This window comes from Pseudomonas sp. WS 5027, from assembly GCF_012985695.1.
Taxonomy (GTDB): domain Bacteria; phylum Pseudomonadota; class Gammaproteobacteria; order Pseudomonadales; family Pseudomonadaceae; genus Aquipseudomonas; species Aquipseudomonas hygromyciniae.
In genome coordinates this window covers 19,176-33,949 of record NZ_JAAQWU010000014.1, presented here as the reverse complement: position 1 = coordinate 33,949, position 14,774 = coordinate 19,176, and the positions used below count along the sequence as shown (strand labels likewise).

Here is a 14,774-nt window from a genome sequence, read left to right as displayed (position 1 = left end):
AATATGAAAGGCAGATGAAAAACTCGTTTATTTGGTGGGCAGACAGCTAGTGTTCAGCTAGACAATAGGAGCGCAGACAAACGATAACTGTTTGCACTGTAGTCAGTATCTGTAAGTGCCTTAGTGCGTATTCACGTTGAATTAACCCGTTTTTTTAATTCATCGTGCCTGCAGAATCTTCTCTGCATCCCCCTGCCAGTCCCGGTAAAGTAAGCGGTCTCTTGCCTGGGTAGTCGGATGAATAGCGTGCAGTTTTTACGCGGCCAGTTACGGTCGGTCTTGATGTTGGTGTGGATGACGCTCGGGGTCGCGCAAACAGCTGCGGCGGCCGAGGAGGTACGGCTGACGCCGCTGGACCAGGTTCCGCTCGGGGTCGAGGTCCGGGGCAAGCAGGTGGCAGCATATAGCTGGGACGATCGGCAGGGCCGCAACCTGCTGGTATTGGCCGAACAGGAAGCCGGCGAGCGCGATGATGACGGTACGCAGTCGGCGTCCATCTATGCCGCCCAGTATCTGTTGGAGGGGGATCGCCCCAAGCGCCTGTGGATGCTGCATGACGATGTGCAGCGCTGCGAATTCGACGCCAGCCTGCACTTCGATAACACCGCGACCCGCGTCACCGACCTGCTGGGTGACGGCCTGAGCCAAGTGACCGTGGGCTACGCGCGCACGTGCACCAGCGATGTCAGCCCCCGTGAGTTCAAGCTGATCATGCACATCGGCAAGTCACACAAATACGGGCTGCGCGGTGTTGACCGCTATGGTGCCAGTTGGTGGGACGAAGAGGCCGGCGCACTGCGCGGTATGCCGCTGCCCACCGATTGCAGCGTTGCCGGGCAGCAGGCGTTGGTCAGTCAATACAAGGAGCAGGGCACCGACCTGCCTTTGCCAGGCTGCTACACCGACGAGCAAGACTTCGCCAAGGCGCCCGCCAAGCTGTTGGTTTTCATGCGCCAGCAGTGGTTTGCGCTGATGCAAAAACAGGACGCCGACTGGAGCCAGCAGCAAAGCCCGGCACCGGCCGAGGATGAGCCCTAGTTTGGTATGCAGCGCCGACCTGCGTTAGACTCGGCGCTCGCCAAACCACTAAATATCGAGATTAAACATAGGCTTAGTCTCGATATTTAATCTCAAGGCTGATCTATTTTGACCGAGATTTCCCGCAATCCCCTGACCCTGTATCTCGCGCGCCTGGCGCCTTCCAGCCAACTGACCATGCGCTACGTGCTGCAAGATGCTGCCGACCGCCTGGGTTTCGAAGAGATCAACCTGGAAGATATCGACTGGCACCTGCTGCAACCGGAACACGTGATGGCCTTGGTCGCCGTGTTGCGTGAAGACGGGTACGCGCCCAACACGTCATCGCTGTACGTCAACGCCGTGCGCGGGGTGATGAACGAAGCCTGGCGCATTAGCCTCATCAGCCAGGAGCATCTGCTGAAGATGCGCTCGGTCAAAGCCACCGCCGGCACGCGCTTGAGCCAGGGGCGCAACCTGCGCCGCACCTTGATCCGCGAGTTGATGGACGTCTGCGCCGCCGATCCAAGGCCACAAGGCCTAAGGGATGCGGCCGTGATCGGGATCCTGTATGGCTCGGGGATGCGCAAGTCAGAGTCGGTCAACCTCGACCTGGCCCAGGTGAACTTTGCAGAACGCAGCCTGAGGGTGATGGGCAAGGGCAATAAAGAGTTGATCAAGTACGCGCCCGCCTGGGCGTTTGCCAAGTTGCAGGCCTGGCTGGAGTTTCGCCGCGAGCACTTAAAGGAAGGGGAGCAGGACGATAGTTTCCTGTTCAACCGCATCCGCCGGGGCAGCCATATCACCCGCGAACGCATTACCAAACATGCGATTTACTACATCGCCCGCCAACGTGGCGAACAAGTGGGCGTAAAAATCATGCCCCATGATTTCCGGCGCTCGTTTATTACCCGGGTGATCGAGGAGCATGACTTGTCGATTGCGCAGAAACTGGCGCACCACACCAATATCCAGACCACTGCCAGCTATGACGTGCGTGATGATAACGAGCGGCGGCGGGCGATTGATCGGTTTGATCTTTGATCGCTGGAGAGCGAACACACCCCTTGTGGCGAGCGGGCTTGCCCCGCGCTGGGTGGCGAAGCCGCCCCAATAGCCTCACCCCGTTCGGCCAGGAACACCGAGGTGGTTGGTTTTGGGGCTGCTGCGCAGCCCATCGGGGGACAAGCCCCCTCGCCACAAGGGGAGCTTTAGCAGTCTGAAACATGTTGAAGACCGCTAGCTTTTTGTGGCGAGCGGGCTTGCCCCGCGCTGGGTGGCGAAGCCGCCCCAATAGCCTCACCCCGTTCGGCCAGGTACACCGAGGTAGCTGGTTTTGGGGCTGCTGCGCAGCCCATCGGGGGACAAGCCCCCTCGCCACAAGGGGAGCTTTAGCAGTCTGAAACCTGTTGAAGACCGCTAGCTTTTTGTGGCGAGCGGGCTTGCCCCGCGCTGGGTGGCGAAGCCGCCCCAATAGCTTCACCCAGTTCTGCCACAGCGTTCCCACTTAACCATGAGCCAAAAGCTGCTTTTTAAAGACCTTGAGCGCTGTGGCACACCAATGCCTGGCGCTCGTAGTTCAGCGCCTTGTTTTGTTCGGGCAATGCATACGGCGCAGTGCATTGCTTATCACCCCACTTGATCGTCAGGCTGCCCTGGTCCTCTTCGACCAGTACCAAGGCATTGCCGCTGGGATCGGCGATGGCCAACTGCTTGCCGCTGGCATCTTCCAGTGAGGCGCCGAACGCCATGGGCTGGTGCTGTGCATCAAACAGTTCAAACAGCACGCGCCGCCCGGTTTTGCCGCTGTAGCGGGCCAATACCACCGCACCGCGGCGCGGCACCAACTGCTGCGTGGCCTGGGTGATTTCAACATCACCGCCCAGGTCACGGGTGTCGAGGCTGATCCAGTTCACCCGATAAGGCTGTGCCGAGGGCACGACGGCATAGCCGTTGCGCCCGGTTTCAACCCCGCTGTAGCTGCTGACTTTAGCCCCGCTGATGCCCGGCACCTGGACCAAGGCAAAGGTTTCGCTGACGGTCTGCCCCAGGTTGATACCACCGGCGTGCGCCACCACCGAGCCGGCAACGTTAAGGTTCTGTGCGTCATACCCACGGCCCTGGCTATACCCCAGGCTGATATCGGCCATGGACGTGCGGCTGTTAATGTTGGCCGATCCCGATTGGCCACCCGTTCGGCTATGGCCGGCCTGGACCGAATAGAACACATCGCTGGTATCGGCCACATAGCCGTTGATACCTGCCTGGGTGCTGGTGTCGCCTCGCTGCGTGCTCGTGGTGACGAATGCGCGCGGTGCCCGGGGCTGACTGCCCAGGGGGAACGAAAAAGACAGGTTGAACTGCGTGTCGGAGTCGGGTGCACCCCAACTGACAATCTGCTTGGTGCGGGTCACGCCCAGGTTGTAGCTCAGATCGCCCCAGTTGTTGTTGTACCCAGCCGAAAAGCTTTGGGAGCCGCCGCGGTTCCAATAGCGCTGGTCGCTGGCGTTTAAGTAGAGGCTACCGAACTCGCGGTTGCGCCCGATGCTTTGGTTGATCGTCAGGTCGGTACGGGTTTTCGAGTTGCCCGTACGCTTGACGGCACCTTCACTGGTGTCCTCGACGTGGTCGGTCAGGGTGCGGTACCCCTCGGTCGAATAACGATAGGCGGCCAGGGTGAAGTTGGTGTCGGTGCCCGCAAAGGTCTTGGCATACAACGCACGCACGCTGTTGCCCTGGGTCGTTTGCCCTTGGGCGGCGCTCGAGGAGTGAGTGACGTCCATCGACACGGCGCCCAGGGATGTGTTCCTGCCGATACCCAGGGAGAGCGCCTTGTAGTCTTCGCTGACTTGCAGGCCGGCAATCGCGCTCAGGTTGCTGGTAACGCCGTAGGCGAGGGTGCTGCTGACAAACTGCGGGCTCGCCAAACCTTCAGCATTGCTGCTGAATTTACCGGCCGACACGCTGTACTTGACCTGGCCTTCACGCACCATGATCGGCAGGCTGGAGAACGCCTGCGTGGTTACACGACGACGACCGTCGGCCTCGATGATGGTGATTTCCAGGTCGCCGTTCGAACCGCTGGGGTAGATGTCGTTGATTTCGAAAGGCCCGGGCGCGACGTTGGCGGTGTAGAGGATGTAGTCGTTCTGGCGGATTTCTACCGTGGCGTTGGTCTGCGCCACGCCCCGAATCACCGGCGCATAACCGCGCTCGCTGTCGGCGCGCATGCCTTCATCGGACGCCAGCTTCAGGCCTCGGTATCGCACGCTGTCGAACAGGTCGGTATCGGAAAAGATCTCACCAGCACTGAACTGGCCCTTGAGCGCCGTCACGTCATGCTGCACATAGCTGCGGTTGCTGGTGAAAGTGCTCGGCCGCCCGGTGCCGCTGCTCAGGTTCGATTCGTTACGCAAGCGCCACGCGCCCAGGTTGATGCCGTTGCGCAGCCCCAGGTTGTTGTTGATGCGCGTCTCGTAGTCACCACCTGTGCGGCTGCTGTTGAGTTGATAGTTGATAAACGCCGCAGGCACGCCATCGTCCCAAAGCTCTGGGTCGACATAGCCGCGTATACCCCGTTGCATCGCGACCTGTGGAATGCTCGCCGCCAGGCGCAAGCGACTGGCGTCATAGCGCAGGGTGGCCTGGTCGATCAGCGTCGGTAGGTCGTAGCAGTCCTGGGGTCGGCTGGAATCGAGCTTGCCTTGGGCTTGCAAGAGGGTCAGGTCGATCCCCAGTTGCTTGAGCAAGTCCAGGGTCAGGCACGCATCGACCCGGCCGGTCTGTGGGTCGCGCTTGAAGTCGATATCGCGACGGCCTACCAGCACTTCGTTGCTGTACAGGTCAACCCGGTAGTTACCGGGCAGCACACTGTTGGCCGACAGCAGTTGCTGCAGGTCTACCGACGATTGTGCGCCCTGCAAAAAGGTGGTGTTGAACATTTTCAGGGACGGTTCATCGGCAACGGCCCAAGCGGGCGAGCCGACAAGAATGGCCAGTGACAGCGTACTCAACTTGAGTGAAGTGCAAGTTGAGTACGCGCGTAACGTGCGCTCGCTAGATAGGTAATGATTGGGCCTGCTGCCTAAAAGAAAAAACATGCAAAGAACCTATATCATCTCTGTTTATCGGATAGGCGAGGCACGCGAGTACGCACTCGAATCGAACCTGAGGAATTGACGGGAATACTTATTGCCTGATACGCGTCTCAGTGGCCTTGGCCGTGATGCGCGTCGAAAGTTGCGCACTGTATTTATCTTGTGCGCCATAGTCGTTAATACTGGAAAAAGACAGCTGCAATGTATCGTGGCCTTTCAGCTGTTTAACGCTGAACTGTTTTTCGGCGCCCGGCGCAATCATTGTCGAGTCGCTAGCCAGTTCCGATTGTTGCCCGGCCTGAAGTTTTATATCGGCCATGGATACGTGATACAGGGTCGGGTTTTTTACCGTCAGCAACGACTCTGCGCCGCGCTTGACCAGTTGCCACTCCAGTTGCGTGGGGGCCGCCAAGGCACTGCCTGGCAAACCGGCGGGGCGGAAAAAAATCTTGATGCGCTGGCGTACCGCCAACTGCAAGGTGTTTTCGGTGGTAGCGGCCTGCGGGATTTCCTGCACATTGAGCCAAACCACTGACTCACGATCCGTCGGCATGCCTGCACCCTCGTAGAGAATGCGCAGCAGTTGCTGCTCCTTGGCAAATATCCGCGCCAACGGCGGGGTCACGGCGAAGGGAGCTGCATTGGCTTGGGCATCACTGGCGTCGACCCAGGATTGAATCAATACATCCTGATTGCCGTTACGCACGGTGATATTGGCTTCCTTATGATCGCCATCGAAGACGATACGGGTGGAACTCAATGAAATGCTGGCGGCGACCTGAGTGGCCACAAGCAGAGTCAACAGCCCCAGGCCTGCGGCAATGGAACGAGGCAACATGATGTCTACCGTTTGGTGGTCGGATGAAGGGCGAGGCCCGAAGGCCCCGCATGTGTCAGGTGACGCGTGGGGTTTATTCGTATTGCAGGATGAACGGCAGGGTGGCATCACCGCGACCAGCCGTGGAGGCGCCGGCTGCACCGGTGGTGACGTAGGCTGCGGCAAAGCTCAAGGTTGCGTCACCGCCTTCGGTACCTTGGCCGTGAATGCCGCTTTCGATGCGCGCGGTCGCCGCAGAGCTGAGGTCGATCAGTGCGCCTTTGCTGTCGAGCAGGGCGATACCGACGTTGCTTGCGCTGCCGTTACCCGGAGTCAGAGCGAGGACCTTTTTACCAGTGACCAGGCCCGAGCCGCCGCTGTTGGCGTCAAAGATCATCGCCACTTTGGTGCCCTTGTTGCAGTTAATGCTGAGGTTGAAGTCCTTGGCTGTCACGCGTCCCGCAGCCGGGTTTTCAGCGGTGCCCATGTCTTTGATCGAGACCGAGCCCATGTCTACCGAGATCTCGCGAGCGGCGTTGGCACCGTCAACCGAACAAGCGTCGTTGTTGATCACGCCGGTGAAGGTGATTTTGCCGCTGCCGCCCAGGGTAGGGGTCGACGTGCCTTCGGCAAATGCACTGGCGCTAGCAATAACTGACACAGCGATAAGGGCCAGGGAAAACTTCTTCATGATGATGTCCGTTAGTGTTGGTTGTAGAAAGGGGTTGAAACTGCCAACGAACAATAGTGATTCTGTGCCTTAGAGAGAATAAGACGATTCTTATAAAGCACTGCAGGGTGAATTGGTTAAAGGCGGAAATGCTTGATAAGCGCGAACTAAACGCGGACTAGTTGAAGATGTTTTGCGCCAGGCAATAAGTTAACAAGTCCTGATCACTGCCAACTTCAAGTTTGCGCATGGCGGAAATCTTTTGCGCACTGATAGTCTTTGAGCTTCTATTCTGGCTGCGCGCTATATCACTGACACTTCTGCCTGAAATAAACAAACGCAATATCTCGAATTCCTTCGGCGATAGGGTCGAGAAACGCTCATCGATCGCGGTCATCGACTCGACAACCGAAGTTTTGGCCGGCTCCAGGCTGCGATACAACGCCTGTTGCGCAATTGACTTGAGGGCAAGCTGGATTTCGGTATGCAACTGGCTTTTCTGGATGACGCCCACCACCCCCATCTCTTGCAGGCGGGTCAGGATCAGATGATTGGAGATCATGGTCAGGATCAGAATCTGCACCTGGGGGAAATGCCGCTTAAGGTATTCCACCAGTTTCAAACCATCGCCGTAGGGTGAATCGCCGGGCATATTGTAATCGGTAATCACGATGTCGACGGGCTGCTGCTCAAGTAACCCTATAAGGCCCGCCGAACAGATCGCTTCGCCAACCACTTGAAAGCGCGCGTCTCGCTCGACGAGCTCTCGCACCCCCAGGAGCACGATGGGGTGATCGTCCGCAATAACCACAGTGAATGTTTTCATAGGGGGTGCCCGTAATGCTGGTTCTGTAAGTGAGAAAGGCTCATGGCTGCACGCTGAGCAAGGCTGAAAGTCTACTGCTGACCTGGTTTATGCGCATCTCCAGCGCGGGGTTGAGCCGGCCGCAGGCCAACTGGCTTTCCAATTCGATACACGCCTGGGCCAGATCCAGCGCTTGCACCGCCCCCAAGGCGCCGGCCACTGAGTGCAAGGTTTCGGCCAGGCGCCGGCAATCGCGTTGTTCAAGTGCGGCGCTGATGCGCTGCAGATCGTGCTGCACGCTGCTGACAAACAGTGGGCGCATTTTTTCCGACATCTGCACCGTGTCGATCACCGCAGGCAAGACGCGTATCGTCGGCTTGCACAGCTTGATCAATTGCGCGCGCAGGGTTTGCAGGCTCAAGGGCTTGACCAGCCACGCATTCATCCCGACTGCCAGGCAACGCACGCCTTCTTCGCGCATGGCATTGGCGGTGACACCGATGATCGGCAACTGAGGGTCGTGCTCCCTGAGGGTGCGGGCCAGTTCGTAGCCATTCATCAACGGCATGTTGACGTCCGTCAGCACCAGGTCGAAAGCCTGGGGTTGCCACAGGTGCATGGCCTGCTCGCCATTGTCTGCCAAGGTTACGGTGCAGCCCAGCGCTTCCAGTTGCTCCTGGATGATGGCCTGGTTCACCGGATTGTCCTCGGCGACCAGAATGCGCAGTTGCAACTGCCCGGCGCTCTGTTGTTCGGCGTGCTGCACGGCCTCCCGCTTACCCTGCTGCGCCAGCGAGACCACCGAGGCAATGGCACGTACATCATGTATATCCACTTCCCAGCCTTTGACAGTATGCAGCGGTGGGCTGTGCGCTCCCGGCACACACAATACCCGCGGCCCGGCCCAGGCCAATGGCGGGCCTGCGGGCAACATATCCACCAGCACGGCCTGCAGACTCTGTTGGGCCAGGGGCAGCCCTGCCACTGAGGCCTGGATACCCAGGCGGCCGAGCCAGGCGCACAGCGACTCTGCCAGCTCGCGCACCGGCGCCTGCACATACACCGGCGTAGTGCTCGGTTCAAGAGGCGTCAGCCCCGGCAACTCCCCCCGGCCTAACGGCAAGCTCATCTTCAGGGTGAAACTGCTACCCAGGCCAGGTTCGCTGACGACCTTGATCTGGCCGTCCATCATCTCGGCGAGCCAGCGGCAAATCGGCAGGCCCAGCCCGGCGCCGCCTTGGCCGGCGGTGTCCGGAGCCTGGTAGAACAAGTCGAACAGCTTGGCTTGCTGCGCCTGGCTGATGCCCACGCCAGAGTCGGTCACTTGCCACTCCAGATCCACGCTATCGGCCCCTCGGCGAAGCGCCCGGGCGCGAATCACCACGCGCCCTATGTCGGTAAATTTGAGCGCGTTGCTTACCAGGTTGTTGAGAATCTGGCGGATACGCATCGGGTCGCCGACCACGCAGTCCGGCAACTGCGCATCGATGCAGCCATACAGTTGCAGGCCCTTGCGCTGAGCAAAGGCGGCGTAGGTGTGCAAGGTGTCTTCGAGCATGTCCAGCGGGCAAAACTCGATGGATTCGATTGCCATCTGCCCGGATTCGATTTTAGACACGTCGAGCACATCACTGATCAGTTGGAACAACGTGGCAGATGAGCGTTGGATGGTGTGCAGGTAGGTTTTCTGGCGCGGGTCCAGGGCCGTCAGCCCAAGCAGCTCCAGGGTGCCGAGCACACCGTACAAAGGTGTGCGGATTTCATGGCTCATGGTTGCCAGGAACAGCGTCTTGGCTTCATTGGCCGCATCGGCGGCGCGCCGGGCATCTTCCAGGGCCAAGGCATCCTCAATATGCCGGGTGACGTCGTTGAACGCATAAAGCCGCACATCCTGGCCTTGATAACGGGTCGAGACAAAGCCGACCTGCAGGTGCCGGCCTTCGATTTCCAGGTGGGTTTCGCCACTGTCGGCGCTGTCGTGGACACGGCTGAGGGCCGCCACCAACCTGGCGGTGCCTGGCCATTGTTGGGCGCGCTGGTTCTCAATCAATACCTGGCCATCGGCGCGGCCCACCACACACAGACCGGTAGGCGCGGTGTCGATAATCACCCGACTGAACGCTACGCTTTCGGCAATACGCTCATGGGCCTGGCGCGCCGGACGAATCACTTGCTTGCGGTACCAGCGAGTGCCCGCCCAGACGATGGCCAGCACTGCACAGAGAAACAGCGCGAGGCTGGTCAGCGGCCACACGGCATAGCGGAAGAAATGTTTGTAGCTGACCCCATAAATCGCAGTCCACTGCGACTCGCCATTGCCGGTCATTTTGAACTCCAGGCCGCTGGTGCGCAGATTCAGCCCTTCGCTAAGGGACGACGCCAGAACCTGGGGCCCCGTCAGCGTCTGCCCGCCAGGGGAGATCAGGCTGAACCGATCGTAGATGGACGACTCCATGGTGCGTTCCACATCGTTGACGTGCGCCATATCCAGCAAAGTGGCAACCACCACCTGGTTATTGCCTTGACCCGCGCGTATTACCTGAGGGTTCAGGGTTACGCCGATATACGCCAATAACTGCGGAGTCGCAGGGGCCTTCCCGGAGGGGGTGAAGGCTTCCCAGTAAAGTCGGTCATCCACCCGGGGCAACTGCTCAAGCCTTTGCTGCACAGCGTCGGCCTGTTCGGCCGTGGGGCCATTGAACGGGGTTTTGCCGCCACGCTGGTAGCCGACCGCAGGCACCGCAATGTGGTAGTTGACCAGACGGTTGAGGATAAAGACGTGGGGCGATGCGTAAGGCGACGATGACCAGAAAGCGCTGTAGTAGCTGGCCAGGTGCACCCCAAGGGCAAAGATCTTCTGCTGTTCGCCAGGCGTGACCCGTTGCGCCTCGAACCGCACACTGAAGGGCACCGAAAAGGCGAACTCGCGACCTTCATAGAGGGTGTCGTGCATGTCCAGGCGTTGGCTCTGAAGGCTAGCCTGGGTGTTTTTGTAGCTGATCAGTTCCCGTTGGATAGCCGGCTGCGCCAGGATCCGGAGAAAGGTTTCCTGTTCCTGGATGTTTTCCATCAGCCGGGCAAAATGAAACCCCACGGCGGCGTACTGTTCATCGACGATCCGCTGCAGCGCCCAATAACTGGTGCCTGCCAGCAAAAACGCGACGCCGAGCACCCCCATGAGCCCTTTGTTCAAGCGCAGTGAGCTGCGGGTGAATGCTTCCAGGATCGCGTTGTTGTGCTTCATTGATGGTTTTCGCAGGCGGATGAGAAATCGGCGCTGGATGAAGTTTACTCCTTATACAGGTTAGACAAATCCGGGCCGTGGGCTAATGAGATATCGCAGGGCCATCATTGTTCAACAATTGCTGAAATTGTTCTGACGAGACCGCGTGGGAGATCAGAAAACCCTGCACCTGGGTGCAATCGATTTTGCGTAGCATCGCCAGTTGCTGGGGCGTTTCCACACCTTCGGCAACCACGGTCAGCCCCAGTTTGCGGCCCAGTGCGATGATGCTGGCCAGGGCCGACGTCATACCTTCGTTATCGTGGCAACCTTGCACCAACGCCTGGTCAATCTTGAGCTCGGTAAACGGGGTCGAGACCAGGTTCAGGTAGGAGCTGTAGCCTTTGCCGAAATCGTCCTGGGACAGGCCGAAACCCTTGATGCGCAGGCGGCAAGCGCCGGCATAGAAGTTGCTGATGTCCTGGGGCACCGAGCATTCCATCAGCTCGAAGCAGATCATCCCCGGGATGCCTTGGTGGTCCAGGACAAACTCCAGCAGGCGGTCTGCCAAGTCATGGCTATTGAGCAGATGGGTCGGTAAGTTGATCGATACCGGAACCTCATACCCGCGCTGGCGCCAGCGTTCCTGGGCATGGATCGCCTGTTTGAGCACCAGCCATAACAGGCGCTCCTCCAGGTCAAAGGTCTTGATTGCCGGTAAAAACGCGGCGGGCAACATCAACCCTTGCTCGGGGTGCATCCAACGCACCAGCGCTTCAGCGGCGACGATCCGGCCGTTGGCCAGGGATTTTTTGGGTTGGAACCAGGCCTGGATCTGCCCGTTGCCGATGGCCTGGAGGAGGGTATGCCGGTCAATCGCAGGCGTCGCGGCGGGCGGAGGGGAAGGGCTGCGATCCTTGTGGTTGAGCTGGCTGACCAGGCTGCGCAAAGCGTCGGCCGCGACTGGCTTGGAAATCAGCCCAATGACTTTTACATCGAGATTTTTCGCCACCAGGCTGGCCGCCATCAACATACGCCGGGAGGCGGCACTCATGATGGCCAGGGCAGGCTTGCAGCGCAGGGTCGCCAGGCTTTGGATAAATTGCACACCGTCCATGCCCGGCATCAGCAGATCGGTCAGCACCAGATCGAAATCACGCTGTCGCAATCGCTCCAGTGCCTCGTTCCCATCCTGGGCGGACTCCAGCATAAAGTCGCCCAATTCATTGAGCAGGTTCTGCAGGTACAGGTGCTGCAGGGGATGGTCCTCGACGATCAAAATACTATAGGGCTTCATGGGGGATCCGTGTGTAGGGCTCCAGATAGTTGAAGAGGGCCCGCAACGCAAAGGGTTTGACCAGGCAATGGTTCATTCCGGCGGCCAGGCACAAGTCGGCCTCGCCGCGCATGGCGTTGGCGGTTGCGCCGATGATGGGCAGCGCGCAACCTTGGCTGCGCAACTGCCTGGCTAATTCATAGCCGTTGACTCTGGGCATATTCACATCCGTCAGTACCACATCGAAGTTGGAGGCCTTGCACAACTGCAGCGCTTCATGACCATCGCAGGCCAACTCCACGGTGCAACCCAGCTCCTCAAGCTGGTCACGCAAAATCAGTTGATTGATAACGTTGTCCTCGGCCACCAGCACATGCAGGTCGAGCTTGCGCAGTTCGCGCGTTTGCACCTGCTCATCGACCCGGGCGACCCACAATCCTTGAGCCTGGCTGACCGCCTGGTGAATCGCGCTCAATTGGTTGAGGTTGGCGTGCCACGCACCGGTCTCGGCGTGCTGGCCATTGCTGCTGTTGCCACTGACCAGGATCACGGGTCCGGGCCAGTCGGGCATCAGGGGCTGTTCGATGGCGCCGGGATGCAGCTCTAGCAACAGTTGGCCGTCGGGGTGGGTGGGTTGGCCGGTCTGGGCCCGGGCGCCCCAGCGACGCAACCAACCGCTGATGGATTGAGCGAGTTCGGGAATCGGCGAAACCACGTAAACCGTCTCTGCGAGCAAGCTGCCCATGGGCGCGCAGGGCGCCACTTCGAGGGGCAGGGTCAGGCTGAAACTGCTGCCCAGGCCCAGTTCGCTGACCATGCGGATATGCCCATTCATCAATTGCGTCAGGCGCTGGCAAATCGGCAGACCAAGCCCGGTGCCGGCCACGACGTTGGTGTTGCCTTCGCTTTGATAGAACGGCTCGAAAATCATCGCCTGGTCTTCCTGGGCAATGCCTTTGCCGGTGTCGGACACTTGCCACAACACGCTGGAGCGCTCGTCGTCGCGGTCGAGCAACTTGACCCGTAGCACCACGCGCCCGTAGTCGGTGAATTTCACCGCGTTGCTCAATAGGTTGTTGAGGATCTGCCGCAGGCGGGTGACATCGCCCATCAGCCGTTCGGGTAACTTGGGGTCAAAGCAGGCGTAGAGCTGCAAACCCTTGCCCATTGCTGCCGCGGCGTAGCCTTGGATGATTTCATTGACCAGGTCCAGGGGCGAGAACTCGCTCAGTTCCAGCGCCAATTGCCCCGCCTCGATCTTCGACACATCCAGCACATCGCAGATCAGTTGCAGCAAGGTGGCCGAAGAACCCTCTATGGCATGCAGATAGTCTTTTTGCTGGGCATCGAGGCTGGTACGGGCCAACAATTCCAGGGTGCCCAACACACCGTACAGCGGTGTACGGATTTCGTGACTCATGGTCGCCAGGAACAGGGTTTTCGCGGCATTTGCTGCGTCAGCTGACTGCCGGGCTTCTTCCAGGGCCGCTTCCACTTGTTTGCGCGTACTGATGTCGCTGAATGCACAAAACAGTACGTCCTCACCTCTATAGCGGGTGGGCGCGCTGCTGAGGTAAAGGTGGCGGCCGTCGAGGGTCTCGAAGTAGTCACAATGCCCGGAGGGCGCACCATCGAATGCCTTATGGATCCAGCCGGCGCACAGTGTTTCACGCTCCAGGCCGGTCCCCAGCCACTGCTGGGCCAGGGTGTTTTCCAGCACCACTTGGCCGTCGGTGCGACGCAGCACGCACAAGGCCACCGGCGCGGTCTGGATCACGTCGCGCCCGAAGGCTTCGCTTTCAATCAGCGCCTGGATGCTATTGATTGACGGAATGATGAAGCGTTGATTGACCCGGCGCATCAGCAGCCAGATCAACGTTACGCTGAACAGGCAAAACACCAGCGACCCGAGCAACTCACGCCATAACCCCCGCACCACATCGCGCAGGTTGATCGTGTACATCAGTTGCCAGTCCGAAGATTTCAGTTGCTTGCGGATCACCAGGTGATCCGGCACCAGGCCATCGCCGACAAAGCCGAAAAAATTCTCGCCCTTGGGCTTGAGCAGGGACTGGTCCTGCCGTGGGTCATGGCTATTGGTAAACACCAGCATGCCCTGGGAGTTGAGCATCATAAATTCGCCCGCACTCTGGTCATTGAGGGTCGTGGAGACCTCTTGGCTTTCCATCTCCAGGCCCAGCCAGCCGGAGTCGGGGTCGCGCTCATCCAGCAAAATGAACAGGTAGAGATGGGAGTGCCCTTCGGTCTGGTCACTGAGCCAGAGTTCACCGGGGTCCAATGGATTGGACTTCTTCAACGTCCTGAGGCGGTTGAGCATGCACTTGGAAAACGGCAGTACCTGCTGCGTCGAGTCGTAGAGCCGGGTCAGTTGCGGATTGGGGCCGGCGGTCACGTAGAGCAGGTTGACCTGCTTGGTCTTCAGGTAACTGCGCATGCGCGAGGTCAGCCAGATGCTCCACTGGTGGCTTGGTGTGTTGCCCAGCAGCAGGCGCTGCTCTTCGCTGGAGGCTGGGTAAACCTGGGTCTTGGCCTGGGTGGATTTGCGTACCGCTGACAGGCTCAGGCTTTCGAGCAGCGCTTCACGGGTGGTGAAGAACGTGTGGGCCTCGGCAATGGCGCTACTCATATAGCCACGCCGCTGGGAGATGTCATTGTTGAAGGTGGAGAGCAGGAACGTATAGACACCGCTCAAGATGCCGACCAGTAAAACGGCGGCGAAAAGACGAAGCAGCCTTCTGGCTGCTTCGGGACGGGACAGGACGGGATTAATCTGCAGCAGATAACTTTTAAATCGCATAGGCGGATTTTAATCGGCCACCCAGTGCCTGGGCATAAGACGATCCTTAAA

Annotated in this window: 9 protein-coding genes; 2 read left to right on the top strand and 7 right to left on the bottom strand. The window is 59.4% G+C overall.

Annotated features, from left to right (window positions below; genetic code table 11):
- Positions 1 to 237: 237 nt before the first annotated feature.
- Both HBO09_RS17835 and HBO09_RS17830 read left to right on the top strand, forming a co-directional pair.
- Positions 238 to 1,038, top strand: coding sequence for a hypothetical protein (locus HBO09_RS17835; RefSeq protein WP_169995527.1), 801 nt, complete (start codon positions 238 to 240; stop codon positions 1,036 to 1,038).
- A 108-nt stretch (positions 1,039 to 1,146) separates the two neighbouring features.
- Positions 1,147 to 2,061 (top strand): tyrosine-type recombinase/integrase, encoded by a 915-nt coding sequence (locus HBO09_RS17830; RefSeq protein ID WP_159907665.1) that lies wholly within the window; start codon positions 1,147 to 1,149, stop codon positions 2,059 to 2,061.
- 488 nt (positions 2,062 to 2,549) lie between these two features.
- Here HBO09_RS17830 and HBO09_RS17825 read toward each other — a convergent pair whose 3' ends face one another.
- From HBO09_RS17825 to HBO09_RS17795, 7 genes are all read right to left on the bottom strand, one after another.
- A complete protein-coding gene (locus tag HBO09_RS17825) occupies positions 2,550 to 5,015 on the bottom strand; it encodes a fimbria/pilus outer membrane usher protein (RefSeq protein ID WP_346266438.1) in 2,466 nt (821 codons plus the stop codon).
- Between the two features lie 190 nt (positions 5,016 to 5,205).
- On the bottom strand, positions 5,206 to 5,952 hold the full coding sequence (locus tag HBO09_RS17820; protein WP_169995531.1) for a molecular chaperone: 747 nt from the start codon (positions 5,950 to 5,952) through the stop codon (positions 5,206 to 5,208).
- Positions 5,953 to 6,025: 73 nt separating this feature from the next.
- The gene (locus HBO09_RS17815) at positions 6,026 to 6,622 is read right to left on the bottom strand and encodes a fimbrial protein (protein WP_169995533.1); all 597 of its coding nucleotides are present in this window, start codon (positions 6,620 to 6,622) and stop codon (positions 6,026 to 6,028) included.
- 157 nt (positions 6,623 to 6,779) lie between these two features.
- Positions 6,780 to 7,427 carry a response regulator gene (locus HBO09_RS17810; protein ID WP_169995535.1) on the bottom strand — a complete coding sequence of 216 codons (648 nt, stop codon included), beginning with the start codon at positions 7,425 to 7,427 and terminating at the stop codon, positions 6,780 to 6,782.
- A gap of 40 nt (positions 7,428 to 7,467) precedes the next feature.
- Positions 7,468 to 10,650: a hybrid sensor histidine kinase/response regulator gene (locus HBO09_RS17805; protein WP_169995537.1), complete on the bottom strand. Its 3,183-nt coding sequence runs from the start codon at positions 10,648 to 10,650 to the stop codon at positions 7,468 to 7,470.
- 82 nt (positions 10,651 to 10,732) lie between these two features.
- Positions 10,733 to 11,926, bottom strand: coding sequence for an EAL domain-containing protein (locus HBO09_RS17800; RefSeq protein WP_169995539.1), 1,194 nt, complete (start codon positions 11,924 to 11,926; stop codon positions 10,733 to 10,735).
- Positions 11,913 to 14,723, bottom strand: coding sequence for an ATP-binding protein (locus HBO09_RS17795; RefSeq protein ID WP_169995541.1), 2,811 nt, complete (start codon positions 14,721 to 14,723; stop codon positions 11,913 to 11,915). The genes HBO09_RS17800 and HBO09_RS17795 overlap by 14 nt, the downstream gene beginning before the upstream one ends.
- Positions 14,724 to 14,774: the final 51 nt, after the last annotated feature.